This window comes from Streptomyces sp. ISL-87 (assembly GCF_018614095.1).
Classification (GTDB): domain Bacteria; phylum Actinomycetota; class Actinomycetes; order Streptomycetales; family Streptomycetaceae; genus Streptomyces.
The window spans coordinates 1-24,102 of the sequence record NZ_JAGGOY010000109.1 but is presented as its reverse complement, the minus strand read 5'-3'; the positions used below and the strand labels follow the sequence as shown (position 1 = coordinate 24,102).

The 24,102-nt window shown below is 72.7% G+C and carries 29 protein-coding genes and 1 pseudogene; 19 read left to right on the top strand and 11 right to left on the bottom strand.

Annotation, left to right across the window (positions count from 1 at the left end; all coding sequences use genetic code 11):
- The first annotated feature begins 168 nt into the window (after positions 1–168).
- The 6 genes from J7I97_RS32410 (at position 169) to J7I97_RS32385 (ending at position 3,571) form a co-directional block, all read left to right on the top strand.
- The gene (locus tag J7I97_RS32410) at positions 169–411 is read left to right on the top strand and encodes a helix-turn-helix domain-containing protein (protein ID WP_214942296.1); all 243 of its coding nucleotides are present in this window, start codon (positions 169–171) and stop codon (positions 409–411) included.
- Between the two features lie 175 nt (positions 412–586).
- Positions 587–1,087 carry a hypothetical protein gene (locus tag J7I97_RS32405; protein ID WP_214942293.1) on the top strand — a complete coding sequence of 167 codons (501 nt, stop codon included), beginning with the start codon at positions 587–589 and terminating at the stop codon, positions 1,085–1,087.
- Positions 1,084–1,872 (top strand): transcriptional regulator, encoded by a 789-nt coding sequence (locus J7I97_RS32400; RefSeq protein WP_214942290.1) that lies wholly within the window; start codon positions 1,084–1,086, stop codon positions 1,870–1,872. Before J7I97_RS32405 ends, J7I97_RS32400 begins: the two co-directional genes overlap by 4 nt.
- 83 nt (positions 1,873–1,955) lie before the next feature.
- Positions 1,956–2,384, top strand: a complete 429-nt coding sequence (locus J7I97_RS32395; protein ID WP_214942340.1) for a roadblock/LC7 domain-containing protein — start codon at positions 1,956–1,958, stop codon at positions 2,382–2,384.
- A 64-nt stretch (positions 2,385–2,448) separates the two neighbouring features.
- On the top strand, positions 2,449–2,823 hold the full coding sequence (locus J7I97_RS32390; protein WP_214942286.1) for a hypothetical protein: 375 nt from the start codon (positions 2,449–2,451) through the stop codon (positions 2,821–2,823).
- A gap of 265 nt (positions 2,824–3,088) precedes the next feature.
- On the top strand, positions 3,089–3,571 hold the full coding sequence (locus J7I97_RS32385) for a VOC family protein (protein ID WP_214942283.1): 483 nt from the start codon (positions 3,089–3,091) through the stop codon (positions 3,569–3,571).
- Here the strand turns inward: J7I97_RS32385 and J7I97_RS32380 are convergent, their stop codons facing one another.
- Positions 3,572–4,297, bottom strand: coding sequence for a Sir2 family NAD-dependent protein deacetylase (locus J7I97_RS32380; RefSeq protein WP_214942280.1), 726 nt, complete (start codon positions 4,295–4,297; stop codon positions 3,572–3,574).
- Positions 4,298–4,495: 198 nt separating this feature from the next.
- Between J7I97_RS32380 and J7I97_RS32375 the strand changes: the two genes are divergently transcribed.
- Positions 4,496–4,942 (top strand): hypothetical protein, encoded by a 447-nt coding sequence (locus tag J7I97_RS32375; RefSeq protein WP_214942277.1) that lies wholly within the window; start codon positions 4,496–4,498, stop codon positions 4,940–4,942.
- A 71-nt stretch (positions 4,943–5,013) separates the two neighbouring features.
- Positions 5,014–5,883 carry a GNAT family N-acetyltransferase gene (locus J7I97_RS32370; protein WP_214942274.1) on the top strand — a complete coding sequence of 290 codons (870 nt, stop codon included), beginning with the start codon at positions 5,014–5,016 and terminating at the stop codon, positions 5,881–5,883.
- 175 nt (positions 5,884–6,058) lie between these two features.
- Here J7I97_RS32370 and J7I97_RS32365 read toward each other — a convergent pair whose 3' ends face one another.
- The 3 genes from J7I97_RS32365 to J7I97_RS32355 all read right to left on the bottom strand — a co-directional run bounded on the left by J7I97_RS32365 (position 6,059) and on the right by J7I97_RS32355 (position 7,772).
- A complete protein-coding gene (locus J7I97_RS32365) occupies positions 6,059–6,502 on the bottom strand; it encodes an SSI family serine proteinase inhibitor (RefSeq protein ID WP_251050463.1) in 444 nt (147 codons plus the stop codon).
- A gap of 369 nt (positions 6,503–6,871) precedes the next feature.
- Positions 6,872–7,330 (bottom strand): Crp/Fnr family transcriptional regulator, encoded by a 459-nt coding sequence (locus tag J7I97_RS32360; RefSeq protein ID WP_214942272.1) that lies wholly within the window; start codon positions 7,328–7,330, stop codon positions 6,872–6,874.
- A 139-nt stretch (positions 7,331–7,469) separates the two neighbouring features.
- Positions 7,470–7,772: a hypothetical protein gene (locus tag J7I97_RS32355; RefSeq protein WP_214942269.1), complete on the bottom strand. Its 303-nt coding sequence runs from the start codon at positions 7,770–7,772 to the stop codon at positions 7,470–7,472.
- 236 nt (positions 7,773–8,008) lie between these two features.
- Here J7I97_RS32355 and J7I97_RS32350 point away from each other — a divergent pair.
- Positions 8,009–8,664 (top strand): annotated as a pseudogene (locus tag J7I97_RS32350) (cellulase family glycosylhydrolase); the annotation flags it as partial.
- Positions 8,644–8,778, top strand: coding sequence for a hypothetical protein (locus J7I97_RS39725; RefSeq protein ID WP_285441153.1), 135 nt, complete (start codon positions 8,644–8,646; stop codon positions 8,776–8,778). The pseudogene J7I97_RS32350 and the gene J7I97_RS39725, both read left to right, overlap by 21 nt.
- Positions 8,779–8,805: 27 nt before the next feature.
- Here J7I97_RS39725 and J7I97_RS32345 read toward each other — a convergent pair whose 3' ends face one another.
- Positions 8,806–9,270 carry an ankyrin repeat domain-containing protein gene (locus J7I97_RS32345; RefSeq protein ID WP_214942266.1) on the bottom strand — a complete coding sequence of 155 codons (465 nt, stop codon included), beginning with the start codon at positions 9,268–9,270 and terminating at the stop codon, positions 8,806–8,808.
- Entirely contained in the window at positions 9,267–9,974 is a 708-nt protein-coding gene (locus J7I97_RS32340; RefSeq protein WP_374103689.1) for an HAD family hydrolase, read from the bottom strand. The genes J7I97_RS32345 and J7I97_RS32340 overlap by 4 nt, the downstream gene beginning before the upstream one ends.
- A 352-nt stretch (positions 9,975–10,326) precedes the next feature.
- Between J7I97_RS32340 and J7I97_RS32335 the strand changes: the two genes are divergently transcribed.
- The gene (locus tag J7I97_RS32335) at positions 10,327–13,059 is read left to right on the top strand and encodes a DNRLRE domain-containing protein (protein ID WP_251059374.1); all 2,733 of its coding nucleotides are present in this window, start codon (positions 10,327–10,329) and stop codon (positions 13,057–13,059) included.
- Positions 13,060–13,127: 68 nt separating this feature from the next.
- On the opposite strand, the gene J7I97_RS32330 is transcribed toward J7I97_RS32335, so the two are convergent.
- Positions 13,128–13,547 carry a DUF3224 domain-containing protein gene (locus J7I97_RS32330; RefSeq protein ID WP_214942263.1) on the bottom strand — a complete coding sequence of 140 codons (420 nt, stop codon included), beginning with the start codon at positions 13,545–13,547 and terminating at the stop codon, positions 13,128–13,130.
- Between the two features lie 107 nt (positions 13,548–13,654).
- Between J7I97_RS32330 and J7I97_RS32325 the strand changes: the two genes are divergently transcribed.
- Both J7I97_RS32325 and J7I97_RS32320 read left to right on the top strand, forming a co-directional pair.
- Entirely contained in the window at positions 13,655–14,662 is a 1,008-nt protein-coding gene (locus J7I97_RS32325) for a YafY family protein (protein ID WP_214942260.1), read from the top strand.
- 22 nt (positions 14,663–14,684) lie between these two features.
- On the top strand, positions 14,685–15,161 hold the full coding sequence (locus tag J7I97_RS32320) for a GNAT family N-acetyltransferase (protein ID WP_214942257.1): 477 nt from the start codon (positions 14,685–14,687) through the stop codon (positions 15,159–15,161).
- On the opposite strand, the gene J7I97_RS32315 is transcribed toward J7I97_RS32320, so the two are convergent.
- Together J7I97_RS32315 and J7I97_RS32305 are read right to left on the bottom strand one after the other, a co-directional pair.
- Positions 15,158–15,670 (bottom strand): GNAT family N-acetyltransferase, encoded by a 513-nt coding sequence (locus J7I97_RS32315; RefSeq protein ID WP_214942328.1) that lies wholly within the window; start codon positions 15,668–15,670, stop codon positions 15,158–15,160. The genes J7I97_RS32320 and J7I97_RS32315 overlap by 4 nt on opposite strands.
- Positions 15,671–16,202: 532 nt before the next feature.
- Entirely contained in the window at positions 16,203–16,658 is a 456-nt protein-coding gene (locus J7I97_RS32305) for a hypothetical protein (protein ID WP_214942254.1), read from the bottom strand.
- Positions 16,659–16,767: 109 nt separating this feature from the next.
- On the opposite strand from J7I97_RS32305, the gene J7I97_RS32300 reads away from it, so the two are divergent.
- Entirely contained in the window at positions 16,768–17,070 is a 303-nt protein-coding gene (locus J7I97_RS32300) for a hypothetical protein (RefSeq protein WP_214942250.1), read from the top strand.
- 364 nt (positions 17,071–17,434) lie between these two features.
- On the opposite strand, the gene J7I97_RS32295 is transcribed toward J7I97_RS32300, so the two are convergent.
- Positions 17,435–17,899, bottom strand: coding sequence for a hypothetical protein (locus tag J7I97_RS32295; protein WP_214942247.1), 465 nt, complete (start codon positions 17,897–17,899; stop codon positions 17,435–17,437).
- Positions 17,900–18,215: 316 nt separating this feature from the next.
- Here J7I97_RS32295 and J7I97_RS32290 point away from each other — a divergent pair, with 316 nt between their 5' ends.
- From J7I97_RS32290 to J7I97_RS32275, 4 genes are all read left to right on the top strand, one after another.
- Positions 18,216–19,475 carry an MFS transporter gene (locus J7I97_RS32290; RefSeq protein ID WP_214942244.1) on the top strand — a complete coding sequence of 420 codons (1,260 nt, stop codon included), beginning with the start codon at positions 18,216–18,218 and terminating at the stop codon, positions 19,473–19,475.
- A 106-nt stretch (positions 19,476–19,581) separates the two neighbouring features.
- A complete protein-coding gene (locus tag J7I97_RS32285) occupies positions 19,582–19,806 on the top strand; it encodes a hypothetical protein (protein ID WP_214942241.1) in 225 nt (74 codons plus the stop codon).
- A 63-nt stretch (positions 19,807–19,869) separates the two neighbouring features.
- On the top strand, positions 19,870–20,592 hold the full coding sequence (locus tag J7I97_RS40085) for a peptidoglycan-binding protein (protein WP_214942238.1): 723 nt from the start codon (positions 19,870–19,872) through the stop codon (positions 20,590–20,592).
- A gap of 194 nt (positions 20,593–20,786) precedes the next feature.
- Complete coding sequence (locus J7I97_RS32275) at positions 20,787–21,863, top strand: RNA ligase (ATP) (protein WP_214942234.1); 1,077 nt, start codon at positions 20,787–20,789, stop codon at positions 21,861–21,863.
- 58 nt (positions 21,864–21,921) lie between these two features.
- On the opposite strand, the gene J7I97_RS32270 is transcribed toward J7I97_RS32275, so the two are convergent.
- Positions 21,922–23,427: an MFS transporter gene (locus J7I97_RS32270; protein WP_214942231.1), complete on the bottom strand. Its 1,506-nt coding sequence runs from the start codon at positions 23,425–23,427 to the stop codon at positions 21,922–21,924.
- Positions 23,428–23,504: 77 nt separating this feature from the next.
- On the opposite strand from J7I97_RS32270, the gene J7I97_RS32265 reads away from it, so the two are divergent.
- Positions 23,505–24,086 (top strand): helix-turn-helix domain-containing protein, encoded by a 582-nt coding sequence (locus J7I97_RS32265; RefSeq protein WP_214942228.1) that lies wholly within the window; start codon positions 23,505–23,507, stop codon positions 24,084–24,086.
- Positions 24,087–24,102: the final 16 nt, after the last annotated feature.

Genomic DNA, 24,102 nt, shown 5'->3' with positions numbered 1-24,102 from the left:
ACCCCTACGGAGCCGCTCCGGACACTGCCGCGCCGTCGGCGCCGCCACGTCGAGGGATCACGCATGAGGTGATCTTATGCCCGGGTTCAAGCGAGTCAGCTGGTTTTGCGCGGGGCGAGCGACTTTGATGGGTTCGCCAGGCCTCGTACCGGAGCAGGGGGACTACTCATGGGCACAGACCACAGCCAGAAGGACAGCACACCCACCCTCATCTGTTCCGTGCAGCGGGCGCTGCGCCTGGTCGAGGCGATGTACGCCGAGGGCGGGGCGACGGCCAAGAGACTGTCGCGCGTCACCGGCATCCCGCTTCCGACCGTCTACCACCTCCTGCGCACGCTCAGCCACGAGGGCTACGTGCAGCGCGAGGGCGGCGCGTTCCGGCTCTCGGACGATCTTCCACTTGCCTCCTGACCGGCTCGGATTCTGACCGCAGTCGACGGGTTCCGGCCACGGTCTCGCGTGCTTCCGCGCATGTTCCAGCGGAAAATGCCAGAACCCCCTTCCGCAGTGTGGAAGTTGAGTAAGTTCCCTCCTGTCGCGCCGTACGACTGTGCACCCAGCACGTCCGGCCGGGAGGGGAGCCCGCGTGCCCGGGATCGACCAATGCCTGCTCGAGGCCATGACCCTGCCTGGGGCGCGGGGGGCCGCGCTGGTGGACTGGAGCAGTGGACTGGCCCTCGGCACCATCGGGGAATCGCCCGTGGGAGACCACGAGACGACCGCCGCCGAGACCGCCGAACTGGCCCGGGCGGCCGCCGAATACGAGTCCTTCGCCTCGTCACCCGAGACGGAACCGGACCCTCCGGCCGGGGCGACCACCGGGTCCACGGGCAGGTCGACGATCGGTTCCGCGGCCGGATCCGCCACCGGTGCCGCCGCCGGTTCCGCGGCCCGGTCCGCGGCCGCCGGACTGCCCGTGGAGGACCTGATCGTCACCACCCGCACCGGCTACCACGTCCTCCGCTTCGTCGAGACGAGCTTCGACAGCAGCGTCTTCCTGCACCTGTGGCTCGACCGCACCGACGGCAACCTCGCCCTCGCCCGGCACAGACTCCGCGCCCTGGCGGAGGGGCTGGTCCTCAGATGAACGCCCCAGCCCTTGCCGGACCCCCCGCAGAGGTGTCCCCCCTGCTCACCCGGCTCGCCGCCGAGCGCGCCACCGGCGCCCTGCTGCGCGACCGCGGCACCCTCTTCCTGGAGGACGGCCGCATCGTGCACGCGGAGAGCCCGGCCACCCCCGGCCTCGACGTCCTGCTCACCACCGGCGGCGGTCTCGCCCCCGAGCGCTGGCGGGAAGCCGTCGACCAGGCCGGCGCCCGCCGCCAGGTCGCCCGCTTCCTCGTGGACAGCGGCCGCCTCGCGGGCGGGGAACTGGAGATCTGCCATCTCGCCGCGATCTTCGACGCCGCCTTCTTCGCACTCTCCCCGGGCAGCGGCCCCTCCCGGTTCCGCCGCGGGGCCACCCACTGGATCGGCTCCGTACGGTCGGTCCCGGCGGCCGCCGTAGAGCGGGAGACCCGGCGGCGGCGGGAGCTGCTCGACGCGGTCTGGCCGTACCCGCTGCTCGACAGGGCCCCCGTGGTACCCCGGGCGGCTGCCCCCGGCCAGACGGTCACCGCCCGGCAGCGTCTCCTGCTGGCCCAGGCCGACGGGGGACGGACGCCCGCGGACCTCGCGTGGGTGCTGGGCCGGCCGGCCTTCCACACACTGCTCGACGTACGACGTCTCGCGGCGGCCGGACTGGTCGAGACCCCGCACGCGCCGGTCCCGGCCGCGGACGAGACACCCCTGCCCGACTGGATGACCCAGACCCAATCCCCGGACGTGGCGCTGCTCCGCCGGTTACGCGACGCACTGGAGGCAAGCCTGTGAGGCTCCCGCTGCGACCGGTCCTGCGCGCCGACCGCTCCGAGCGGAGGCAGCCCGAAGGGAGAAAGGCCGACATGAGTACGGCGATGGTGCCCGCCGAGGCCGAAGCCGAGATACTCGCCGAGCTCCGGCGGCTGCGCGCACGCGTTCCCCAGCTCAGCGGCGCCCTCGCCGCGAGCGTCGACGGCCTGGTGCTCGCCCAGGACAGCGCCGCCGCCGAGGCGGAGTCCGTGGCCGCCCTGACCGCGGCCGCCCTCGGAGTGGCCCAGCGGCTCAGCGACAGCACCGGCCAGGGAGGCTTCCGCGAACTGCTCGTGCGCGGTGAACACGGTTACGTCGCCACCTACGCGGCGGGCGACGTGACCGTCCTCACCCTGATCGCCGAGCCGCGCGTCAACGTCGGCCGCCTCCACCTGGAGGCCCGGCGCTCCAGCCTCCGGATATCCGAGCTCATAGAGGACAGCCTCGGCCGACGGGGCCGGGATCCCGACGCCCCCGCCACCCCCTCGGCCTGAGCCCCCGACCAATTCAGCGAAACAGCCACAATCCAGGACAGCGAAACCGGAAAGAGGAACCCTCATGGTCAACGTGGAGACCGCCCTCAAGGAAGCCACCACCACCATCGAAGGCGCGCTCGGCGCCGCCCTCGTCGACTACGGCAGCGGCATGGCCCTCGGCACCGTCGGCGGTGGCAAGGACCTCGACCTCGCGGTCGCCGCCGCGGGCAACACCGACGTGGTGCGCGCGAAGGTCCGCACGATGGAGATGCTGGGCCTCAAGGACGAGATCGAGGACATCCTGATCACCCTCGGCGGCCAGTACCACCTGATCAGGCTGATGAAGAGCCGCGGAAGCGACGGCTTCTTCCTCTACCTGGCGCTCGACCGGGGGCGGGCCAACCTCGCGATGGCGCGGCACCAGCTGAAGAAGATCGAGGCCGATCTCGAGGTGTGATCGGGGGCACCTGACCTGACCGGAGTGACCTGACCTGACCTGACCTGACGTGATCGGACTGGCCACGGCCGCCAGGTGGCGGACGGCTGAACTCCGCGCCGTCCGCCCCGGCGGCCCGCCCCGGGAGATACGGACGTAGGCCGTACGAGTGCAATCCGCAGTCATTACGGACCGCCCCCGGGCGCACCGATGAGTTTCGGGCCCCGCACCGGTCTGTATGTGCGGGACGGTGTCCCGCACTCGCGCACTCACCCTGGAGGCAGTCATGAGCAGCAACGGCTTCACCACATGTCTGTGGTTCGACGGCAACGCGGAGGCCGCCGCCGACTACTACCTGTCCGTCTTCAAGGACGGCAAGATCGGCCGCATCGGCCGGTACACCGAGGCGGGCCCGGGTCCTGCCGGTGAGGTGATGATCGTCGAGTTCGAGATCAACGGCCAGAAGTTCGTCGGTCTCAACGGAGGACCGGAGTTCCACTTCTCCGAGGCCATCTCCTTCCAGATCCACTGCGCCGACGAGGCGGAGGCGGACTACTACTACGACGCGCTCACCAAGGACGGCGGCGAGGAGTCCGCCTGCGGCTGGGTCAAGGACAAGTTCGGGGTGTCCTGGCAGGTCATCCCGCCCGGGGCCATCGACCTGGTCGCCGACCCGGACCCGCAGCGGGCCGCCCGGGCCACCGCCGCGATGATGCAGATGAAGAAGCTGGACGTGGCGGAGATGCGCCGGGCGGCCGACGCGGCGTAGTCAGTCGGCGATCCGGGCCAGGAGCGCCGGGAGGGCGGTCCCGATCGGCTCGCGGATCACCTCGTCGGCGAGGGAGTCGTACGGAGTCTCCTCCGCATTCACGATGATCAGCCGGGCCCCCACCTCCGCGGCCATCCCCGCCAGCGAGGCGGCGGGCTGCACCTGGAGCGTCGACCCGACGGCGATGAACACCTGGCATCCCTTGGCGACGGCCATGGCCTGCCCCAGCACCTGGGGGTCGAGCCGCTCGCCGAACATCACCGTCGCCGCCTTGAGGATCCCGCCGCAGGCGAGGCAGGCGGGATCCGGCTCCCCGGCGGCGACCCGGGCCAGCGCCTCGTCCATCCCCGAGCGGGCGTGGCACGCGGTGCAGACCACCGACCGCGCGGTGCCGTGCAGCTCGAACACCTTGCGCGAGGGCATCCCGGCGAGCTGGTGCAACCCGTCGACGTTCTGCGTGATCACCCGCACCGGGGTGCCGCCGCGTTCCAGCTCGGCCACCGCTCGGTGCGCGGCGTTCGGCTGCGCTCCGAGCGCCCCGATCCCGGCCCGCATCAGCCAGGAGCGCCGCCGGATGTCCGGATCGGCCATGTAGTACTCGTAGGTCACGAGCTTCTCGGCGTCGGGTTCCCGCCGCCACAACCCCTGCGGCCCCCGATAGTCCGGAATCCCGGAATCGGTGGACATCCCGGCCCCACTGAACACTGCGACAAGCGGCTTTCCCATGCGCTGACCCTACGAAGGGACCTCGCCGGCCCGCGACCGCATTTACCGGCTGCCGCAGCCGGGGCTGACGTGTCGTGCGAGGCGCGGTCCGGGGGAGGCGGCCGGATGGTCGTTTCTGTGGTGAATCCGGCCCGCCACAGGAGTGAGATCCGCGCCGCGCCGCTGCCCGGGGCTTCGGCAGCGGCTACAAAACGGGACATGAAGCCCATGCCCTATGTCGTCGGCGCCGCGCTCGTGACGCTCCTCGCGCTGCCGGCCCCGCCGCCCGCCCGTGCTGCCGCCGCTGCCCCCGCCGCCACGCACCATCACACCTCGGACGAGATCGCCCGCTTCCTCGCCGACTTCTACGGGGACCACGGGCCCACCCGGCACGACCGCGAGCACAGGACCTCGCAGCAGCTCAAGGACAAGCAGCAGAACGCGGACTTCGACGTACTGCTCTGCGCCCAGAACACCCCGCAGGACATCGGCATCGGCACGGTCACGGTCGCCCAGTCGGCGGGCGTCGGCTGGGCCACCGTCACCACCCACTGGGACGCCGACAGCGCCGAGCCGCGTACCGAGGCACGCACCAACACCTTCACCGCTTACGTACGCCTCGACTCCCGGCCGATCAGGCTCGACGACGTGATCTGCGCGGGCTGATCCGGCCGGGTCTTCTGACGGCTGATCGGTCCCCAATACGTGTCCTGTGGGCGTCTGGTACAACACCGGACATGACGGGATTCGAGATCACGGGCGCGAGCGGCGCCGACATGGAACTGATCCGCGCCTGGGCCGACGAGGAGGGCTGGAACCCGGGGGGCACCGACCGTTTCGCGTTCGCGGTCGCCGACCCCGAGGGCTTCCTCGTCGGCCGGCTCGACGGCGAACCGGTCGCCTGTATCTCGGCCGTGCGCTACGGCGCCGCCTTCGGGTTCATCGGCTTCTACATCGCCCGGCCCGCCGTCCGGGGCCAGGGCTACGGGATCCGGATGTGGCACGCCGGGATGGAGCGGCTCCAAGGGCGGCTGGTGGGCCTGGACGGAGTGGTTGAACAGCAGGACAACTACCGTAAATCCGGGTTCCGTTCGGCCTGGAACAACGTCCGCCACGAGGGCGTGCCGCAGGGCGGCGCCGATGGGGACGGGCTTGGCGTGGGTGCGGACTCCGGGATCGAGATCGTGGACGCGGCCTCGGTGCCCTTCGGTCAACTCGCCTCGTACGACCGGAGGTTCTTCCCCGAATCGCGCGACGCCTTCCTGTCCGCCTGGACCGGACTGCCCGGCCGGACCGCCCTCGTCGCCGTCCGGGACGGGCGGATCGAGGGGCTCGGCGTGATCCGCCCGTGCAGCGCGGCCTTCCGGATCGGCCCGCTCTACGCCGCCACTCCGGGCGTGGCGGCGGCCCTGCTGCGCCGGCTGGCCGGGCACGCCCCCGGCGGGGAGGTGGCCGTGGACGTGCCCGACGCCAACCCGGCCGCCACCGCCCTGCTGGCCGGGCTTGGCCTGGCCCCGACCTTCGAGGCCGCCCGGATGTACACCGGCCCGGCCCCGGAACTCGACCTGGCCGGGCTGTACGGGGTGACGAGCCTCGAACTGGGCTGACGGCCGCGGCGCCCGCCGGCGCCCCGGGCCCTGCGCACCGTTGCGCCGATCCGGAAGGCCGAGGGAGACCTCACCCCGCGAGCGGGACCGGACGGCGGTCGCACGACGCCGCCCGGTCCCGCCGCTTCGCGGGACGCCTCACCGGATCCGCAAGCGGGATGCCGGGGGCGGGGCCTCAGAAGTGGAACAGGGCGCCCTCCGCATGCCGCAGACCGCACGGGTTGGCGAAGGTGTACGAGTAGTTGATGTGACGCCCCTGCCACACGCCGTCGGCCGTCACCGTCATGGGGTTCCACTCCCTGGTGCAGTCGACGTTCGCGCTGGGTTCGGCGAGCGCGTCCAGCTGGTCGCCGTTCGCCCGTAATTCGGCGCACGCGGCGGCCGGGGCCGGGTGCGTCCCGCCGGGGGCGGGCGCACACACCAGCGTCACTGCACGCAGCACCGTGCCGGTCGCGGTGTCCTCCCCGGCCGTGACGCCGAGTACGAGCGCGGACGGCGCGTACAGGCTTTGCGTGCCGGACGGGGCGGCGTCGGCCGTTCCGGGCCAGGCCAGCGCGGTGAGCGCGGTGAGAGCCATGGCGGCGGAACCGAGGCCGAGACCCTTTGCGATGGACCGCATTTCGAACACTCCCTTGGGTTCGCGTTTCGGATAACGGACGGGAGTCTTGCTCACCCGGGCCGCGAACGCCCGTTCGTACCGCGATTTCGCGTCACCGATCGTAAGCGTATGAGTGCAGTCCGCAGCCACGTGGGGGGCGTTGACCTGTGCGGCAGCGCGCCGCCGAAACGGCCGAACACACCCCCAGAGGCCGTGCCGTGGCAGGGCCGGCCCCCCTTTGGGACCCGCCCCCGCCCCGCAGCGGCCGCAGGCGCCGCGACGCTCGGGGCGGGGTGCGCGAAATGACGTGATTCAACTCCGCCCGCCGGCCGGGTCCGCGGTCCGGCGACCGCCGTCACTGCCCTCGACCAGGTCTGATCCGGGGTTCTCCTAGCGCGCCGCGGCGCGCGGAGCGTACAAGTCGATCAACCGGGTGCGGGTCTGGTGCAGCCGGAGCGCGAGGACCCGCCCGACCCAGTGTCCGATGGCAGACCCGAAGGCGGGGTCCGCGTCCATGAGCATCCGTACGGTCGTCGCGTCGAACTCGTACGCGCGGACCGGGGTCATCGCCTCCGCGCCCAGCTGCCACACGTACGGAGGGAACAGCCAGGACCAGCCCACCAGCTCGCCCGGGCCGAGGTTCTCGATGGGTGCGGGCCGGCGGCCGGGTACGGGGAGCTCCAGGGTCACCGTGCCGGAGCGCACGATCCAGAAGGAATTCGCATGCTGGCCTTCGTCGAAGATGCGCGCACCCTCGCGGAAATTGACCTCAATGGCGTTGGACATCAGCCGTCCACGGTGCTCGGTGGACAGGACGGCAGCGATCCGGACGGGGGAAGGTGTGCTCACGACGGCCTCCGATCACGACCCCCCACTACGCTCCTGCTACCCCCAGTGTCGCTGACGCCGGACCGATCCCGGGTCTTGCTGCTGCCTGGAGCGTCGGCCGGTCATCGGCGGAGGAAACCCTTCCGGTCGGCCTCGGGTCCTACTCCTCGGAATTCGCCTCCAGACAGGCCAGCTCCATGGCGTCGAGCACCGCCTCATGGCTGCGCCGGCTGAGCTCGGCGACGTTCTCGATCTGGGCCGTCGCCCAGGCGGCGAGCGTCATCGCCAGGACGCGCAGTCCGTCGGTGCCGTGCTCGGCGAGGATCTCGTCGGCGACGGTCATGGCCCCCTCGGGCACCTGCTCCGCGGGCTCCAGACCGACCAGCCCGCGCAGCATCGCCAGGGTGCGGCGGGAGATCTCCGGGGTGATCCTCGCCAGCCGCATGTCTTCTTCGTCGTCCATCCGCCCCACCCTTCAATGCGGTGCCCAACCCCCTGAAAGGCACGGTAGAGGCGCGCGGCGCCGCGCGGGGGCGGTTTCGGGGAGGTGACCTTCGGTGAGGCACCGGAGGGAACCCGTGTGCGCCTCTCGCGCGGGCCCGGGAACCCTTGAACCGAGGCGGCGGCGCAACTGCCTTCCACTGCCACCAACCGGCCGGTAACTTGACCGCGGCAGCGGCCGGACTCGGCAGGAGCGAGATGAAGAGCGTTCTCCGTGTGGTCCTGAGTGGGCTCCTGCTCCTGCTGGGTGCCCTGCCGGCGCTCGCCGCGCCCCCGGCAGTGGCGGCGACGACGGGCGTCGAGGACTGGACCGCGCCGTTGTCCACCCGGGGGCGGTACATCGTGGACGCGGACGGCAACCGCTTCCGGCTGCGCTCCGGCAACTGGGACGGTGCCCAAGGCTCCTGGAGCGGGTCCGGTGACCGCAGTGACCCCGCCACGCACCACAGCGGCCAGGACTCCCACGGGATCCCGCTCGGACTCGACCGCGTACCCCTGCCCACCCTGCTCGCCGACTTCCGCGCCCTGGGCCTCAACAGCATCCGGCTGCCCTTCTCCAACGAGATGCTCCGCACCACCACCACCCCCGTCCCGGCCGCGGCCGTCGCCGCCAACCCGGCTCTGCGCGGCCGTACCCCGCTCCAGGTGTACGACGCCGTCGTGGCCGCCCTCACGGCGGTTTCGCCGTCATCCTCAACAACCACACCGTCACCACCCGTTGGTGCTGCGGCCTCGACGGTAACGAACGCTGGAACAGCGGCGGCCGGTCCACCGCCCAGTGGGCCGACGACTGGGTCTTCCTCGCCCGCCGCTACCGGGACAACCCGCGCGTCGTGGGCGCCGACCTCTTCCACTACAAGGGCCAGTGCCTGCCCTCCGAATACGCGGCGGGCATCGCCTTCACCGCCCGGGCCGGCTTCCGCCCCTCCCCGGCCGCCCTGCTCTGCCGGCCCCTCCCGGGAAACTGACGCCGGCCATTCCCCGCGCCTGCGCCGTCACTCGGGCCGCAACAGGGCGGAGACCAGGTCCTCGCCGTCCGCTGCCGGAGCGGCGCCGCCCCCGGCCCGCAGTCGCCGCACCACCTCGTCGTGCCCGCCGCGCCGCGCCCACTCCAGCGGCGTCATACCAGTTCCGCCGTCCTCCCGCAGTTCCGGATCCGCGCCGCCCGCGACGAGTTCACGCACCGCCTCCGCATGCCCCCAGCACGCGGCCGCGCACAGCGGCGTACCGTCCGTCGGCCCGCCGCTCTCGGCGTCCGGGTCCGCGCCGTGCGCGAGCAGCAGCCGTACGACGTCCGCGGCTCCATGCACGGCGGCCGTGTACAGGCCCGTCGTCCCCTCCTCATCCGTGCCGCCGGGCGCCGCCCCGGCCCGCAGCAGCGCGGCCACCTCGCCGGCCGAACCGATCCCGGCCGCCGCGACGAGCTGCCGGGAGAGCCGTTTCTGGGTACGCCTGTTCACACCCGGGCCACCCCTGAGTCTCCGGCCGCCGCGAGCAGCGCCGGGAGTTCGCGCATGTCGGTGAAGACCACCGTGCCGGGCCCCACGAGGGCGGCCGCCGGAGTCAGGCCGCCCGCGTAGCCGAACGAGCGCATACCCGCCGCGCGGGCCGCCTCGACGCCCGGGCGGCTGTCCTCGACCACCACGCAGGCCGACGGGGCGACGCCCATGCGCGCGGCGGCGTACAGGAAGAGGTCCGGGGCGGGCTTGCCGCGCGGGACTTCGGTGGCGCTGTGGATGCGGCCCGCGAAGCGGTCGTAGAGGCCGGTGCGGCCGAGGGTGTGCCGCATCTTCTCGTGGGATCCGCTGGAGGCTACGCAGGTCGGCAGGGTGATCTCGTCGAGCGCCTCGGGCAGGCCCTCGACGGGTGTGAGCCCCGCGTCCACCGCCTCCGCGTGGAGCCGCGCGAACCGCTCGTCCCACACCCGGGCCGTCTCGGGGCCCAGCCGGGCGGCGACCTGTTCCCGGACCGAGGCGCTGGAGCGCCCGATGAACCGTTCGATCACCTCGGCCTCGGTCAGCGGCCAGCCCAGTTGCGCGCCGAGGGCGACCTGGACGCGGGTCGCGATGCGCTCGCTGTCGACCAGCACCCCGTCGCAGTCGAATATCACGAGCTCGACCGGCCCGGCGGTGGGGGTAGCGGCCTCGGCCTCAATTGAAGTGATCACGGGGGAAGGATAGGCGGGGGCTCACATCTCCTCCAGGGCCGTGGCCCTGGCCCGCGCCTCGCAGGCCCGAGGTGGAGCCGCGATGGGGCCCGCCACCTGGGGAAACCGGCCACGGGCCGGCTCCGGAGCGCCCTCACCAGGCTCCGCGAGATCGCCTGCCCCTCCGCTGGGCCCCGCATCCCTTCGGCATCCGATGGGTCAAGTGCCATGACCGGACTGCCGATCCGCCCTAGGGTGCGCCCGTACGTGTGACCGTGCGCCCGGCTGTTCCGGCCGCCGGTCATCCGGCCGTGCGCCGCGCGCCCGCGCACCGCACGCGCACCACCTGGCACACCGAACTGGGGGGTTCATGCGTAGATCCAGAGGGTTGGCGGCCGCTCTCGCCCTGTCCCTGGCCGGAACCGGCGCGGGAATGGGCCTCGGCCTCGTCCAGCAGGCGGCGGCCATCACCCCGCCCGTGGCCTTCACCGCCGACGCGCTGTCGACCTGGCAGCCCAACGGCGTCGTCTGGGCGCTGGCCGAGGCGAACGGCACCGTTTTCGCGGGCGGCACCTTCTCCGCCGTACGTCCTCCCGAGGGCGGCGCGGGCAGCGAGCAGTCGGCGGTGAACTTCGTGGCGCTCGATGCCGCGACCGGCGCCCCGACCTCCTGCAAGCTGTCCTTCACCGTCGGCGGTGGCACCGCCACCGTCCGCGCGCTCACCCTCTCGCCGGACAAGGAGACCCTGTACGCGGGCGGGTACTTCGGCGCCGTCAACGGCACCCCGGTCTCCAGCCTCGCCGCCATCGACGTGGCGACCTGCACGGTGAAGACCTCCTTCCGCCCGGCCTTCGCGGCCACCGTAAGAGCCCTCGCCGTCACCGACGACACCGTCTACGCGGGCGGTGACTTCCTCTCCGTCGCCGGCCAGCCCCGCCAGCGCTTCGCCGCCGTGGACGCCGCCGACGGCGCACTCCGGCCCTTCGTCGCCAACGCGGACGAGCCGGGCCGGGCCGTCGAGGTCACCCCGGACGGCAACAACGTCGTACTCGGCGGCGACTTCTTCACCGTCAACGGTACGAACACGCACGCGCTGGCCGTCGTCAACGCCACCAGCGGCGCCCTCACCAAGACGTACTCCGGCTTCATCGAGACCAACTCGGTCGTCAAGGACATCGCGACCGACGCCACCGGCTTCTACACCGCCAACGAGGGCACCGGCGGCGGAGTCTTCGACGGCCGGATCGCCCTCAACCTCAGCGACTTCAACCAGCGTTGGCGCGACACCTGCCTCGGCGCGACACAGGCCGTGCTCCCGTACCAGAGCGTGCTCTACAGCGCTTCGCACGCGCACGACTGCTCCAGCGTCGGCGAGTTCCCCGACGGGCAGCGCCACCACCTGCTGGCCCAGCCGACCGCCGGCGTCGGCAAGCTGGGCTGGGCCCCCGACACCAACGACGGCATCGGCGAGGGCATCGGCCCGCGCGTGATGACGGTCGGGTCCAAGGGTGGCGTCCAGTACCTCTGGGTCGGCGGCGAGTTCACCACCGTAAACGGCGGGGCGCAGCAGAGCCTGACCCGGTTCGCCTCCACCGGCGACACGGGCGCGCCCACCGTCCCGGTGGCGAGCGCCGTCAGCTTCAAGCCCGGCGAGGTCCAGGTGCGCTGGCGCACCAGCCTCGACCTGGACGACAGCGCGCTGACCTACAAGGTCTACCGCAACGGCGCGGCCACGCCGATCGCCACGGTCACGGCGGATTCGCTGTTCTTCAAGCGCCCGCAGGCCTCCTGGACGGACACCACCGTCACGGCCGGCCAGTCGTACACGTACCGCGTGACGGCGACCGACGCGGCCGGCAACACCAGCGCCCTGTCGGGGACCGCGAGCGTGACGGTGCCGACCTCGGTGGACGGGTACCCGAACGCGGTCCGCGCGGACGGTGCCCAGCTGTACTGGCGCTACGACGAGTCGGCGCTGCCGTTCGTCGCCGACTCCTCCGACGGCGGCAACCAGAGCGGCGTGCACCTGAACGCCCCCGCCCTGCGCCGGACGCCCGGCGCGGTCAGCGGGGCGAGCACGGCGATCGGCTTCAACGGTACGGACACGCAGGTGTACGGGGACCGCCGTCAGACGGTGGGGGGCAGCTACAGCATCGAGACCTGGTTCAAGACGAACACCACCCGGGGCGGCAAGCTCTTCGGCTTCGGAAGCAACCAGGCACGCGGCAGCAACCAGTACGACAAGCACATCTACATGACCAATGACGGCCGGCTCGTCTACGGCGTATACACCGGCGCCACCCGCACCGTGACGACCAGCGCCACGTACAACGACAACAAGTGGCACCATGTCGTGGCGACCCAGGGCCCCGGCGGCATGACCCTGTACGTGGACGGAGCCCAGAAGGGCACGCTGGGCGTCACCACGCACGAGAACTTCGCCGGATACTGGCACGCCGGCGGGGACAGCCTCGGCGGCTGGCCGGACCGTCCGACCAGTGAGTACTGGGCGGGCCAGCTCGACGAGTCCGCCGTCTACCCGAGCGTCCTGAGCGCGGCGCAGGTGCAGAACCACTACACCCTCGCCTCCGCCCCGGCCGACTCGGCCCTGCAGGTGACGGCCGCCGAGGACACGTACGCCAACGCGGGCGCGCCCGACACCAATTACGGGACCTCGGGCTCGCTCGCGGTGCGGGGCACCTCGCTGTACGTGAGCTACCTGCGCTTCAACCTGCCCGCCGCGCCCGCGGGCACGGTGCTGAAGTCGGCCAGGCTCAGCGTGAAGACCAGCACCATGAGCGGCGCCGGTACGACGGACACCGTCTCGGTGGTCCCGGTCACCGGGTCGTGGACCGAGGGAGGCACGACGTACAACAACCGCCCGGGGCTCGGAAGTCCGGCGCTGGGCAGTTTCGCGGGGATCGCGGACGGCTCGGCGGTCCACACGACCGGGCTGGACACGGGCACCGTCGCCGCGGCGCTCGGCGGCGGCTACAGCATGGCGCTGTCGAGCACCGGGACGGACGCGCTGTGGCTGTGGTCCTCGGAGGCCGCGGCGAACGAAGGGACGCCGCAGCTGACGCTGACCTTCGGCACGCCGTGACGTCCTTGACGTCCCTGATGTCGGGTTGACCGGGAGGGGGGCGCGGACCGTTGCGGTCCGCGCCCCCCTCAGGCCAGTTCGTAGTCGTAGGTGAAGACGTAGCCGACCGAAGGCTCGCCCTGGCGGGCGGTGAAGGAGCCGGATCCTGACAGTCTGGTCAGCTCCCCTGTCGCGGAGCCGGGGACCACCTCGAAGCGGCAGTGGGTGGCGCCGGTGGCGTCGAAGGTGCCGCGCTCCTCCAGGACGAACGTGCCCTTGCGGCCGTCGACGGTGCCCGAGAGCAGTTCCATGCCGGCGAAGGTGCCGACATGCTCCCCGGTGTATGTGATCGTGTACTCGCAGGCCGTCTCGGCGGCCTCGATCCCGCCCGAGAAGGTGTTGGCGACGGTGGCGCGGGCGAGGCGCGGGGTGGTGTCGGCCGGGCCGATCGGGTGCTCCTCCCAGTTGGCGTAGGTGAAACTGCCGCTGGTGGGGGTGGTGGTGGGCATGGCGGTCCTCCTGGTCTGCTGCCGGGAGGGATCTTCACCCGGCGGGTGGGAACAGCCTGGGCCCCTTACCTGACACCTTCTGTCAGGTATGGCGCGACAATGGCGGCATGCGCGCCGACCGGCTTCTCTCCCTGCTCCTCCTGCTCCAGAACCGTGGCCGGATGACGGCGCCCGAACTCGCCGCCGAACTGGAGGTGTCGGTCCGCACCGTCTACCGGGACATCGAGGCCCTCGGCGCCTCCGGAGTCCCCGTCCGCGCCGATCGAGGGCCGGCCGGCGGGTACCGGCTGATCGACGGTTACCGCACCCGCCTCACGGGACTCACGGACACCCAGGCCGGCTCCCTCTTCCTCGCCGGCGCCCCCGGTCCCGCGCACGAGCTCGGCCTCGGCGCCGATCTGGCCGCCGCCCAGCTGAAACTCCAGGCCGCGCTGCCCGCCGAACTCGCCGACCGTGCCCGGCGGATCCAGGCCCGCTTCCACCTGGACGCCCCGGCGTGGTTCCGCGACGCCGACCCCGTACCGCACCTGGCGCAGATCGCCCAGGCCGTGTGGGACCAGCACGTCCTGCGCACCCACTACCGCCGCTGGGGCGGCGAGGTGCACCGCGAACTGCTTCCGCTGGGCCTCGTCCTCAAGGGCGGCATCTGGTACCTCGTCGCGCAGGTCGACGAGACGGCGAGGACATACCGGGTGGGCCGGTTCCTGGCCGTGGAGAACCTGGGGGAGGGCTTCGAACGGCCCGCCGGATTCGATCTCGCCGCGTACTGGGAGGAGTCCTCCAGCCGTCTGGAAGCCGCGCTCCACCGGCAGACCGCCGTCGTCCGGCTCTCTCCGCGCGCCCGGAAGCTGCTGCCCATGCTGTTCGGGACGGCGGGCACGGAGGCCCTCGCGAAAGCGGGGGCTGCCGACGCGGACGGCTGGGTCCAGGTACACCTCCCCGTCGAGGCCCAAGCCGTCGCGGTCGGCGACCTGCTCCGCCTCGGCGCCGGGGCGGAGGTGCTCGGGCCGCCCGAACTCAGGCAGGCCCTCGCCGAGGCGGTGGCCGCACTGGCCGTCCGCTACGCGCCGGAGGGTCCGGCCACGGCACTAGGGTGGACGGCACACGATCGGTGATCAAGGAGAGGGGGGCAGGCGTATGGCCGTGGTGGTGCTGCGCGAGATGCGGGACGGCGATCTGGGCGTCTTCTGGGAGCAGTTGTCGGACCCCGGGCTCCAGTGGATGGCGGCGATCACCCGGGCATACCACTACGACCGCGGCCGGTTCGACGAACACTGGGCCAAGGTGCGCAACGACCCCGCCGTGACGCTGCGCACCGTGCTCGCCGATGACGTGGTGGTGGGACACGCCGCCGTGTACGGACCGCCGGACGAGCGCGAGGTCACCTACGTGATCGGTCCCGCGCACTGGGGCCGCGGCCTCGCCACGCAGGCCCTCACCGAGCTGTTGAGGCTGGAGGCCACCCGGCCGCTGTACGCCGCCGCCGTGGCCGACAACGCGGGGTCCATCCGCGTCCTGGAGAAATGCGGCTTCACCGTCACCGGGCGCACCCGGGAGTTCGCCCGGGCCCGTGACGAAGAGGTCGACCTGGTCCTGCTCAGCCTGCTGAGCTAAGCCCGGTGGTACTCCCAGCGGATTTCGCCGTCCTCGCGGTGCGGGGTCGGGGCGAGCCCGCAGGCCGCGGCGACCGCCGATGAGGCGTGGTGGTCCGGGGCGATGTGGGCGACCAGCCGCCCGACGGGGAGTTCGGTCAGCCAGGCGGCGAGCGCCCGCGCGGCCTCCGTGGCAAGGCCCCGCCCCTGCCAGGGCGTCCCGACGACCCACGCCAGCTCGGCCTGGTCCCGCGCCGGTGCGATGGTGGCCTGGACCGTGCCGACCAGGCGGCCCTCCGCCCGCAGCCACAGCACCCAGTTGCCCCACACCACCGCGGGGTCGGGTGACCCGGCGGCCAGCCGGGCGTAGCGGGCGCGGAGCGCGCCGGGCGACATCGGCGTACCGCCGGTGAAGGCGTGCAGCGCCGGGTCGGCCAGTACGCCGGCCATCTCGTCGGCGTGGTCGGCGCGCAGCGGGATCAGATCGAGACGGCGGGCGGCGAGCGCGCGGGCCCGGATCGCGGGCCGGATCGCGGGGCTGGTCGGCGTACTGGTCGGCTGACTGGTTGCGGGACCGGTCGCGGGACCGGTCGCGGGACTGGTCGCGGGACTGGGCGCCGGCCAGCGGACCTTGGCGGCCGCGCCCGGGCGGGGGACGCCGTCCACGGCCAGGCAGATCCCGAACACCCGGTCGTGGGCGGTCCAGCCGTTGACGTGGCCGTGGTTGTTGCTGATCTGCACGCGCCCGCGCGGGGCGTCCACCGCCGACACCAGATGCAGGTACACCGTGCCGCGGACCCGGGCCAGGACGATGTCACCGGCCTCGACCAGCGCCGGGTCGGCCGGTGCGATCCGGACCCGCTGCCGGCTGTGGATCAGCGGCACCATCGAGGTGCCGCTCGGCCGGAATTCCACGGTCTCGCCCCGGCCGACCCGGTCCGCCAACGGGTCAATCATGCCCATCTGGCGAGTGTGCCCGGCCGAGACACCTGAGGGGTACCGGATTTCGCCTTCTCCGATGCCGTCGCCGCCTCCGGCTATGCCTCCGCCGCCTCCGGCCCGGTCAGCGCGGCGGCTCCACCTCCAGGAAGCGGCGGCGGCGCGGGCCCCGGTACAGCAGGCACTCCCACCCCAGCCGCTCCAGCGCTGCCGCGCAGGCCGTCAGGCGCTCCTGTTCCTCCTCCGCCGCACCGCCGCCGGGCGGCCCGAGCCAGGTCACCTCCACCTGCCCGGGCTCCGCCGCGGCGGCCACCCGGTAGCCCGTGTGCGTACGCCGCCCGTCCGCGTCCACCGCTGACGGGGGGATCCCCGCAGCCTCCAGTACGAGGGCCACCGCGCGCGGCATCTGCCGCAGCTCCCACGGCGCGGGAACCGCCGCGCCCGCCGCACCGTTCACCATGCGGCGGATCTGCAACAGGCCCTCGTGGGCGGTGCGCAGCTCCGCGGTCCGCGCGGGGGACGCCACGGCGGCCGGTCCGTCGCCCGTGGCGGCCTCGAAGCCCTGCCCGGGTGCCGTCATCACTCACCCACCACCCTCCGCTGCCCAGGTCACGTCTGAGTACCTCACGCCCAACGGCCTGAGTATCCGCCCGGATTCCCGGCGGCGTCGCCGCTGATCGAATGAGGGCATGACTTCCGACGCCGCGCGCACCGCACCCCGCCCGCGCATGCAGCATGTGACCACCGCCGGTTCGGCCCTGGCCGTGGCCCTGGTCCCGCTCGTGGTCGGCGTCCTGCTCGCCAAGGGGCTGGCCGCCGACCCGCACACCCCGGTCAACGCCCTGATCACTGGCGGCGGCCAGCGGGCCGGGCTGCCGCGGGCCGAATGGCGCCGGCGCGGCCACAACACGGTGCGGCGGCTGCGTACCGCCGGGCGCGGCACGGCCCAGCGGTGCGCCCACGTCTGCGGCCGTCGCCCCGCGGCCTCCTGAGCCCAGGGCCCGCAGCCACGCCTCTGCGGCCACGCCTCCGAAGCCACGCCCCCCGCGGCCCTCGGGTTCCGCAGCCCGATCACCCGCAGGGGCGTGAACCGGGAGGCACCGGCGCGCCGGGCGATCGCGGCGCGCCGGGCCTCGTGCAGCCGAGCCTACGGGCGTCAGCCGGCCAGGGGTTCCTGGAGTTCGGTGACCCACTGGTCCCGGTCCTCAGGGCAGGCCAGGGTGAGCTCGCGGGCGTACGACCGACACCCGGCCGTGTTTGGCGAAGTCTCCGATGGTGAACATGACGCCTTCCAGTGCAGGGCCTGACACAGGGGGAGAGTCAAGCCCCGCCGGGGCGAGCCGAGGTCAGGCCAGGTCAGCGGCCATACTGGCGCACGCACAGGTCCACGATCGACGGCGGTACGGCGCCCTCCGCGGCCCCGCACAGTTCGTCCATGCGGGGCAAGGGGGCCGAGTGCCGCGGAAGCCGGGGCGGCGCGGGCTTGGGCGGGTGCGCCCGGCGGGGCTGCGGCGCGGGCTTCGCGTGCCGCTCGACGGGCGGCCGGCCCGCCCTGGCGGGTGGCCGGTCGAGGTCCGGCTCCGTGGCCGGGTCCGGGAGCTCCCCCAAGGGCAGGGGCAGGGACAGGGCCGGCAGGGGACCGGAGGTGCCGGGCGCGATCGGTGTCAGGGGTAAGCCGGCCGCCTCCGGCGCATCGGGCGCATGGACGGGCGGTATGGCACCGCGCGCGGGAGCCGACCCGGAGTGCGGGCCGACGGAGACACATCCGGCGCTCGCGAGGAGCGCGAGGAGGGAGAGGGGCACGGCCCGGCGCAGCTGCATCGGATCACCATGCCGTACCCCGGCCCGGCCGCGAGCCCGTCTCACGCGTCCGGGTGACGCGGTCCGCGGAGTGCGGTACGGCGTCGGCTCGGGGCTGCCTCGGTGTCGGCGCGGCGGCGACACGGATGCGACAGGGCTGCGGTGATGGCGCCGAAACGATTCGGCAACGGTGGGGACCGGGATGGGCCGCCCGGGAATTACCGGCGCGGCCGGGCAATTGGAACGGCAGCAGTGCGGGTGACGGGGGAGGCGCGACCCCCGGCGCTCCGCGCTGCCGTGCCGCGCTCGCCGCCTGCCCCGTACGGAGTACCGATTCATGAACGCCGCTGTCGCGCCCAGTACCCCTGAGCCGACCCTCTGGAAGGGCTGGGCGGCCGTTTCGGCCGTCTCGCTCGGGATCTTCTGCCTGATCACCTCCGAACTGCTGCCCGTCGGGCTGCTGACCCCCGTCGGCGCCGCGCTCGGCGTCTCCGACGGGACCGCCGGGCTGATGGTCACCGTGCCGGGGCTGATCGCCGGGTTCTGCGCACCGCTCGTCACCGTCGGCGCCGGGCGGCTCGACCGTCGGCTGGTGCTGTGCGTGCTGATCGCCCTGATGGCCGCCGCCAACCTCGCCGCCGCCCTCGCCCCGAACTTCGCCGTGGTCCTGGCGGCCCGGCTGCTCGTCGGCGTCAGCGTCGGCGGCTTCTGGGCCATAGCCGGCGGGCTCGCCGTACGGCTGGTCCCCGAGCGGCACGTCGGCCGGGCCACCGCCGTCGTCTTCGGCGGCGTCCCCACTGCCTCCGTCCTCGGGGTCCCCGCCGGAACCCTGCTCGGCGAACTCGGCGGCTGGCGCACCGCGTTCGGGGCGGTCGGCGCCCTGGGCTTCGTCACGCTGGTCGCCCTGATCCTCCTCCTGCCCGCGCTGCCGCCTGATCGGAACATCAGCTTCCGAGAGCTCCCCGCCCTGCTGCGCGACAACCGGGGGGTGCGCGCCGGGGTGATCGTCACCTTCCTCGTCGTGACCGGGCAGTTCGCCGCCTACACCTTCGTACGGCCGATCCTGCGGGATGTCTCCGGCGTCGACGCCGAGTACGTCAGCACCCTGCTCCTGGGCTACGGCGCGGCCGGAGTCGCCGGGAACTTCCTGGTCGGAGCGCGCGACGCGCGCCGTACGCTGCTCGTGGTCAGCGCCGCCCTCGCCGTGGTGCTGGCGTTGATCGCCGTCCTGCCGGGGGCTGTCGCCGGTACTGCTCTGCTGCTGGCGTGGGGGCTCGCGTACGGCGGGGTCTCGGTGAGCCTGCAGAGCTGGATGATCAAGGCGGCGCCGGGCGCGGCCGAGGCGGCCTCCTCCCTCATGGTGGCCATGTTCAACTTCGCGATCGCCGCCGGCGCGCTCGTCGGGGGGCTCGCGGTCGACGGGATCGCCGCGCCCGCGGCCCTGCTGACCGGGGCCGGGCTGATGCTCCTGGCCGCCGTCACGGTGTGGGTCACGTCGACCCGCCGCCGGGACTCCGCCGGCGGGGTCCCGGAGCGCGCCGACGGTGTCGTAGGCAACCAGACGGGGGCGGAAGTCATGGACAGAACGGATGGATAGTGCGGATCGGACATGCAGCTTGACCGGGGCCGTCCCGGGGGGAAAGAGTGCGCCGATCAAGAACCACCGCATGAGCCGCACCTCGGAGACCCCCGGAGATCCCAGCATGCCCATATCCGCTCGCTCTTCGCTCGCCATGGCCACGATCGGCGGTTCCCCGGCACTCGGCATGCTCGGCAACCCCGCCGCGGTCACGGGCGGCTCCGGCGGCTCCGGCGGTGCTCTCGCGCCGAACGGCGCCGGCATGTCGGTCCCGCTCCCGATCGGCGGTGCCGTCGTACCGGCCGCCGGTACGGGCACGGCCCTGGTCGCGCGGCGGCGCAGGGCCTGACCGGCCGGGTGGGGGCCGACACCGCACCGCCGCGCCGGCCCCCACCCCCGCCGGGAGACAACCGTGTCCCACTATCCCGATGAGAGCGGGATCGTCCCCGACGACCGCCTGCTCATACGCCCTTACGTCGCCCCCTCGGGCCGCACGTCCTCGTCGACGACCCCTGCCTGGCCCCACGCCGGACCTCCCGTCTCCTACCGCGCTCCCGAACCGGCGCCGGCTCCCGCGCCGGCCTCCGCCGCGCGGGGCCGCATCGGCCGCCTGCCGCTGGCGGTGCTCACGCTGCTCGCGGTCGGCACGGCGGGCGGGGGTCTGGTGTTCCTGCTGAGCGGCCCAGACCCCGAGCCGGCGCGCGCGGTGACGCCGCCCGGGCTGTCCGTACCGATGCTGCCCGCGCGCAGCCCGGGCGCCGACCAGCCGTCGGCCGGGGCGTCCGCGCCGCGTCACCGGGCCTCGGCGGCGCCGACGGCCTCGGTATCGGCGTCGCCCTCGCCGGGGCCCTCCGCGAGCCGGGGCGGGCGGTCCGCGCCCCCGCCCAGCGCATCGGTGTCGACACCGGCGGCCGGGGCGTACGTGACCCTGCGCCCGGGGGACCGCGGACCCGAGGTGCGCACGCTCCAGGAACGGCTGTACGCGCAGGGGTTCACGTACGTCTCCGTCACCGGGGTCTACGACGGGCAGACCCGGCGCGGCGTCGCCCAACTCCAGCGAGACCGGGACATCACGGGCGACCCGCAGGGTGTCTACGGGCCGGCCACCCAGGCGGCCTTTGGAAGCGGCAGCTGACGATCCGGTCAGCGGCCGCCGGAGACCCGGAGGACGGCCCCCGTGGTGTACGAGGCCTCCGCGGACAGCAGCCGGGCGGCCTTGGTCACCGCGCTAGCACTCACATAACCGCTGGACCAGTGAAAATGGCGGCGTGGAGAGTGGGCGGGCAGCGACGAACCCCATCACCTCCGAGACCCCGAGGAGCCCTGCCCATGTCGACTTTGCGTGTCACCGCCGAAGAGCTGACCATCCATCACCACCCCAATGCCGACGCGTTGGAGCTGGCCCAAGTGGGCCTCTACCGCGCCGTTGTCGCCAAGGGGGCTTATGAGAGCGGCGATTTCGCCCTCTACATACCCGAGCAGGCGGTCCTGCCCGCCGAGTTGATCGACGAGCTGGGTCTGACGGGACGGCTGGCCGGAAGCGCCTCCAACCGGGTCAGGGCCGTCCGGCTGCGTGGCGAGCTGTCGCAGGGCCTCGTATGCCGGCCGCGCGCACTGGCCGACGTAGACCTGGTGCAGGCGGCGAAGGAGGGCACGGACTTCGCCGAGTTGCTCGGCATCACCAAATGGGCTCCGCCCGTTCCCACGACGATGGACGGGGAGGTGGAGTCCGCGCCCGATCTGCTGCCGTGGGTGGACATCGAGAACCTCCAGCGCTACCCGCACATCTTCGAGCCCGGCGAGCCGGTCGTCCTGACGGAGAAACTGCACGGAACCGCCTGCCTGATGACGTATGTCGCGGAGGGCGAGCAAGTCCTCGTCTCCTCCAAGGGGTTCGGATCCAAGGGCCTGGCGCTCAAGGAGGAGGAGCGCAACCTCTACTGGCGGGCGGTGCGCGGACACGATGTCCCGGCGGTCGCGGCCCGGCTGGCCGCGAAGCTCGGCGCGAGCCGCGTCGGGATCTTCGGCGAGGTGTACGGGACGGGCGTGCAGGACCTCGGGTACGGGGCGCAGGCGCGTGCCGCCGACACTCCGCCCGGATATGCGGTCTTCGACGTTTCCGTCGAGATCGACGGTGAGGTGCGCTGGCTGGACCCGTACGCCGCCCTGTCGGACGGTGAACTGCCGCTCGTGCCCCGGCTGTTCGAGGGGCCGTACGGCCTCGACGTGGTCCTGGAGCTGGCGAGCGGGCGGGAGACCGTCTCCGGACGGGACTTGCACTTGCGGGAGGGAGTCGTCATCCGCCCGGCGGCGGAACGTTACAGTCCGGTCGTCGGCGGCCGTGCCATCGCCAAGGCGGTCAGCCCGGCCTACCTGACGCGCAAGGGCGGCACGGAGTACGAGTGACCACGGCGGGCGGGGCGGGCGGGCAGTCGGCGGGGTGCCGATGCCCCGCCCGCCGCCGTCAGTCGCTCGAGTCGCGCCGTGAGAGCGCGCGGCCTCCCGCCACTATGCCGAGCGCGAAGACGATCAGAACCGACGCGACCGCGAAGGTGATCCGCATGCCGGTGGCGACGGCCTCGGGGCGGGCCGTTGTGACATCACTCGTCGCCGATGCGAGCGCGAACACCGCGCCCATCACGGACGCACCGGTGATGAGTCCGAGATTGCGCGACAGGTTGAGCATGCCGGAAACCACGCCCCGCTGATCCGGGCGGACATCTGCCATGACGGCGGTGTTGTTGGCCGTCTGGAACACCGCATAGCCCGCGGTGATGACGGCGATCGGGGCGATGTAGCCCGCGATGCCGAGTGTCGTCGGCGTCATGGAGAGAATGAGGGAACCGGCCGCCATTGCGATGAGCCCGACGACGGTCATTCGTTGAGCGCCGAAACGGTCCGCGACGCGACCGGCCGGCGCGCTGGTCAGCGCGGCGACAAGGGGGCCGACCGACAGCACGAGTCCGACAAACGCCTCAGCGAGTCCGAGCGTGCGCGACAGGTAGAACGGTCCGACCACCAGCGTCGCCATCATCACCGTCGAGACGAGCGCGCTCATGGCGAGGCTCGCGCTCAGCGCCGGATCGCGGAACATGGCCAATCGGATCAGCGGTGATGCCGCTCTCGCCTCGGCGCGCACGAAGAGGCCGATTCCGAAGGCGGCAGCCAACAGCAGAGCGATGTTGAGCGAACCGAAGCTGCCGCGCCCCATGGTCATGGCGAGTGCGTAGGCCGCGAGCGTCAGAGCGAGCAGCAGCGTGCCCACGTGATCGAAGCGGGCCCGGCCGGTCTCCGGGCTCCGTCGGTCAACGGGCAGGTGGCGATGGGCGAGAACCAGGGTCAAGATGCCGAGCGGTGCGCTGACGAGGAAGATGGCCCGCCAACTGAGTCCGGAGATCAGAACGCCGCCGAGCGAGGGACCGAGAGCGGTCCCGATCGCGGACATCGTTCCGAGCAGTCCCATGGCGCTACCGGTCTTGCCCTTCGGAACCGTCTCACCGGCGAACGCCATGGTGAGGGCCATCATGATGGCTGCTCCGAGGCCTTGCGCCGCCCGGGCGGCGATCAGCAGCCAGAGCGTGGGCGCGAGGCCGCACAGGACCGAGGCCGCGGTGAACAGGGCGATACCGGCCAGGAGCAGTCGGCGGCGGCCGATGATGTCACCGAGCCGGCCGGCGCTGACGATCAGGGTGGTGATGGCGAGGAGATAGGCGAGGACGATCCACTGGACTTGCTGGAAAGAGGCGCTGAACGCCTGTGCCAATGTCGGCAAGGCGACATTGGCGATGCTGGTGCCGAGAGAGGACAGCAATATGGAGAGCGAAAGGCCGGCGAGCGCCCACCGGGCCCCCGAAGGTGTCCGTTCCGGACTGCTAGCTATTGCCTCGTCTTGCTGCTGCTGCTGCTCCTGCTCCTGCTCCCGCTGCTGGTGCGGTCCGTCTCCGTGGCTGGAATCGCTGTGTGGGCTCATGCCGGGCAGCCTGTGCGCGTCAGGTGGCCACGGCAACTCCTGTTGCCAATTCCGGGACAGCGGGGTGGAATGCCCGCATGGATGAACCACTGCCGTACCGGGCGGTCCTCGACGAGGTCGGCCCCCGGCTCAGGCGGCTGCGCGCCAAGCGCGGTCTCACGCTGGCCGCGCTCTCCGAGGCGACCGGCATCTCCAAGAGCACCCTTTCCCGGCTGGAGTCCGGACAGCGCCGCCCCAGCCTGGAACTGCTGCTGCCGCTCGCCGGTGCCTATCAGGTGCCCCTGGACGACTTGGTCGGTGCCCCCGAGGTCGGGGATCCCCGGGTGCGGCTGACACCCCGCGCGCTGTCGAACGGCGGTACGTTCGTACCTCTGTCCCGGCGTCCGGGCCCCCTCCAGGCGTACAAGCTGATCATCCCCGACCGGGGTGAGCCGGAATTCCGGACGCACGAGGGGTACGAGTGGCTGTACGTGCTGGACGGGCGGCTGAGGATTGTCCTCGCGGAGCACGATCTGGTCCTCGGCCCGGGTGAGGTCGCCGAGTTCGACACCCGGCTGCCCCACTGGTTCGGCAGCGCGGACGGGCGGCCCGTGGAGATCCTCAGCCTCTTCGGGAGGCAGGGGGAGCGCATGCACGTCCGCGCGAAACCCCGCGCCTGACGATCCCGGGCCAACG

Bases quoted from the DNA above. Each gene is read 5' to 3' on its own strand.
- J7I97_RS32410 (WP_214942296.1), top strand. From the start codon at position 169: ATGGGCACAGACCACAGCCAGAAGGACAGCACACCCACCCTCATCTGT.
- J7I97_RS32400 (WP_214942290.1), top strand. From the start codon at position 1,084: ATGAACGCCCCAGCCCTTGCCGGACCCCCCGCAGAGGTGTCCCCCCTG.
- J7I97_RS32395 (WP_214942340.1), top strand. From the start codon at position 1,956: ATGGTGCCCGCCGAGGCCGAAGCCGAGATACTCGCCGAGCTCCGGCGG.
- J7I97_RS32390 (WP_214942286.1), top strand. From the start codon at position 2,449: ATGGTCAACGTGGAGACCGCCCTCAAGGAAGCCACCACCACCATCGAA.
- J7I97_RS32385 (WP_214942283.1), top strand. From the start codon at position 3,089: ATGAGCAGCAACGGCTTCACCACATGTCTGTGGTTCGACGGCAACGCG.
- J7I97_RS32380 (WP_214942280.1), bottom strand. From the start codon at position 4,297: ATGGGAAAGCCGCTTGTCGCAGTGTTCAGTGGGGCCGGGATGTCCACC.
- J7I97_RS32375 (WP_214942277.1), top strand. From the start codon at position 4,496: ATGAAGCCCATGCCCTATGTCGTCGGCGCCGCGCTCGTGACGCTCCTC.
- J7I97_RS32370 (WP_214942274.1), top strand. From the start codon at position 5,014: ATGACGGGATTCGAGATCACGGGCGCGAGCGGCGCCGACATGGAACTG.
- J7I97_RS32365 (WP_251050463.1), bottom strand. From the start codon at position 6,502: ATGCGGTCCATCGCAAAGGGTCTCGGCCTCGGTTCCGCCGCCATGGCT.
- J7I97_RS32355 (WP_214942269.1), bottom strand. From the start codon at position 7,772: ATGGACGACGAAGAAGACATGCGGCTGGCGAGGATCACCCCGGAGATC.
- J7I97_RS32335 (WP_251059374.1), top strand. From the start codon at position 10,327: ATGCGTAGATCCAGAGGGTTGGCGGCCGCTCTCGCCCTGTCCCTGGCC.
- J7I97_RS32330 (WP_214942263.1), bottom strand. From the start codon at position 13,547: ATGCCCACCACCACCCCCACCAGCGGCAGTTTCACCTACGCCAACTGG.
- J7I97_RS32325 (WP_214942260.1), top strand. From the start codon at position 13,655: ATGCGCGCCGACCGGCTTCTCTCCCTGCTCCTCCTGCTCCAGAACCGT.
- J7I97_RS32320 (WP_214942257.1), top strand. From the start codon at position 14,685: ATGGCCGTGGTGGTGCTGCGCGAGATGCGGGACGGCGATCTGGGCGTC.
- J7I97_RS32305 (WP_214942254.1), bottom strand. From the start codon at position 16,658: ATGACGGCACCCGGGCAGGGCTTCGAGGCCGCCACGGGCGACGGACCG.
- J7I97_RS32300 (WP_214942250.1), top strand. From the start codon at position 16,768: ATGACTTCCGACGCCGCGCGCACCGCACCCCGCCCGCGCATGCAGCAT.
- J7I97_RS32295 (WP_214942247.1), bottom strand. From the start codon at position 17,899: ATGCAGCTGCGCCGGGCCGTGCCCCTCTCCCTCCTCGCGCTCCTCGCG.
- J7I97_RS32290 (WP_214942244.1), top strand. From the start codon at position 18,216: ATGAACGCCGCTGTCGCGCCCAGTACCCCTGAGCCGACCCTCTGGAAG.
- J7I97_RS32285 (WP_214942241.1), top strand. From the start codon at position 19,582: ATGCCCATATCCGCTCGCTCTTCGCTCGCCATGGCCACGATCGGCGGT.
- J7I97_RS32275 (WP_214942234.1), top strand. From the start codon at position 20,787: ATGTCGACTTTGCGTGTCACCGCCGAAGAGCTGACCATCCATCACCAC.
- J7I97_RS32270 (WP_214942231.1), bottom strand. From the start codon at position 23,427: ATGAGCCCACACAGCGATTCCAGCCACGGAGACGGACCGCACCAGCAG.
- J7I97_RS32265 (WP_214942228.1), top strand. From the start codon at position 23,505: ATGGATGAACCACTGCCGTACCGGGCGGTCCTCGACGAGGTCGGCCCC.